The 1,748-nt window shown below is 70.9% G+C and carries 1 protein-coding gene and 1 pseudogene; one reads left to right on the top strand and one right to left on the bottom strand.

From position 1 onward, the window contains the following. Nucleotides 1-222 (bottom strand): annotated as a pseudogene (locus tag ACWDS7_RS48270) (hypothetical protein); the annotation flags it as partial. On the opposite strand from ACWDS7_RS48270, the gene guaA reads away from it, so the two are divergent. After that, nucleotides 118-1,748: glutamine-hydrolyzing GMP synthase (gene guaA, locus ACWDS7_RS48265; RefSeq protein ID WP_451934796.1), on the top strand; the 1,631-nt coding region annotated here is incomplete at its 3' end. The pseudogene ACWDS7_RS48270 and the gene guaA sit on opposite strands and share 105 nt — an antisense overlap.

Genomic DNA, 1,748 nt, shown 5'->3' with positions numbered 1-1,748 from the left:
GTCGGCGGAGGACTCGGTGGACAGCGCGGCGACGAACGCCTCCTGGGGGACCTCGACGCGGCCGACCATCTTCATCCGCTTCTTGCCCTCCTTCTCCGATAGACTGGATACACCGCTGTGTTTCCTTTGGGGGTCTTGGTGTCTGAGTTCGACACGGTCCTGGTCGTCGACTTCGGTGCGCAGTACGCGCAGCTCATCGCGCGACGGGTGCGTGAATGCCACGTCTACTCCGAGATCGTCCCTTCGACGATGCCGGTGGAGGAGATGATGGCCAAGAAGCCCAAGGCCATCATCCTGTCCGGTGGTCCCTCGTCCGTCTACGCCGAAGGCGCCCCCGCCGCGCCCGCCGGCCTGTTCGAGACCGGGGTGCCGACCTTCGGGATCTGCTACGGCTTCCAGGCCATGGCCCAGGCCCTCGGCGGCCAGGTGGCCCGGACGGGCATCGCGGAATACGGCGGGACCCAGCTGGACGTGGTCCAGGAGGGCGTCCTGTTCGCGGGGCTGCCCGTCAAGCAGTCGGTCTGGATGTCCCACGGCGACAGCGTCGCCGCCGCCCCCGAAGACTTCCTCGTCACCGCCGCGACCGCCGAGACGCCGGTCGCCGCCTTCGAGCACCCCGGCAAGGGCCTGTACGGCGTGCAGTTCCACCCCGAGGTCCTCCACTCCGAGCACGGCCAGGCCGTGCTGAAGCACTTCCTCGACGCGGCGGGCTGCCGCCCGTCCTGGACGATGCTCAACATCGTCGAGGACGCCGTCGAGGCGGTCCGCGCCCAGATCGGCCCGGAGGGACGCGCCATCTGCGCGCTGTCCGGCGGGGTGGACTCCGCGGTCGCGGCGGCCATGGTGCAGCGCGCCATCGGCGACCGTCTGACCTGCGTGTTCGTCGACCACGGGCTGCTGCGCAAGGGCGAGGCCGAGCAGGTCGAGCGGGACTTCGTGGCCGTCACCGGCGTCAAGCTCCGCGTGGTGGACGCCCAGGAGCGCTTCCTCAAGGCGCTCGACGGGGTCACCGACCCGGAGGAGAAGCGCAAGATCATCGGTCGCGAGTTCATCCGGGTCTTCGAGGACGAGCAGCGCGCCATCATCGCCGACGGCCCGGTCGACTTCCTCGTGCAGGGCACCCTCTACCCCGACGTGGTCGAGTCCGGCGGCGGCACCGGCACCGCCAACATCAAGTCGCACCACAACGTCGGCGGCCTCCCCGACGACCTGCAGTTCTCGCTGGTGGAGCCGTTGCGCGCGCTGTTCAAGGACGAGGTCCGCCGGGCGGGCGAGGAGCTCGGCCTGCCCGCCGCGATGGTCTGGCGCCAGCCGTTCCCCGGTCCGGGCCTGGGCATCCGCATCGTCGGCGCGGTCACCCGCGACCGCCTGGAGATCCTCCGCGAGGCCGACGCCATCGCCCGTGAGGAGCTCTCCCGCGCCGGTCTCGACCGCGACATCTGGCAGTGCCCGGTCGTCCTGCTCGCCGACGTCCGCTCGGTGGGCGTCCAGGGCGACGGCCGCACCTACGGCCACCCGATCGTCCTGCGCCCGGTCTCCAGCGAGGACGCCATGACCGCCGACTGGTCCCGTGTCCCCTACGACGTGCTCGCCCGCATCTCCACCCGGATCACCAACGAGGTCCGCGAGGTCAACCGCGTGGTGCTCGACGTGACGAGCCGGGTCCCAGCCCTGCTCCTTGGCAACCTTGGTCGAGTCGAGGCCGGCGGCTTCCCGGAGGCGGCGGAGTTCGGCGGCCAGGACGAACC

This window comes from Streptosporangium sp. NPDC003464 (assembly GCF_053588315.1).
Note: the sequence above shows the minus strand (reverse complement) of the source record. Positions and strands in the feature narration are given on the sequence as shown.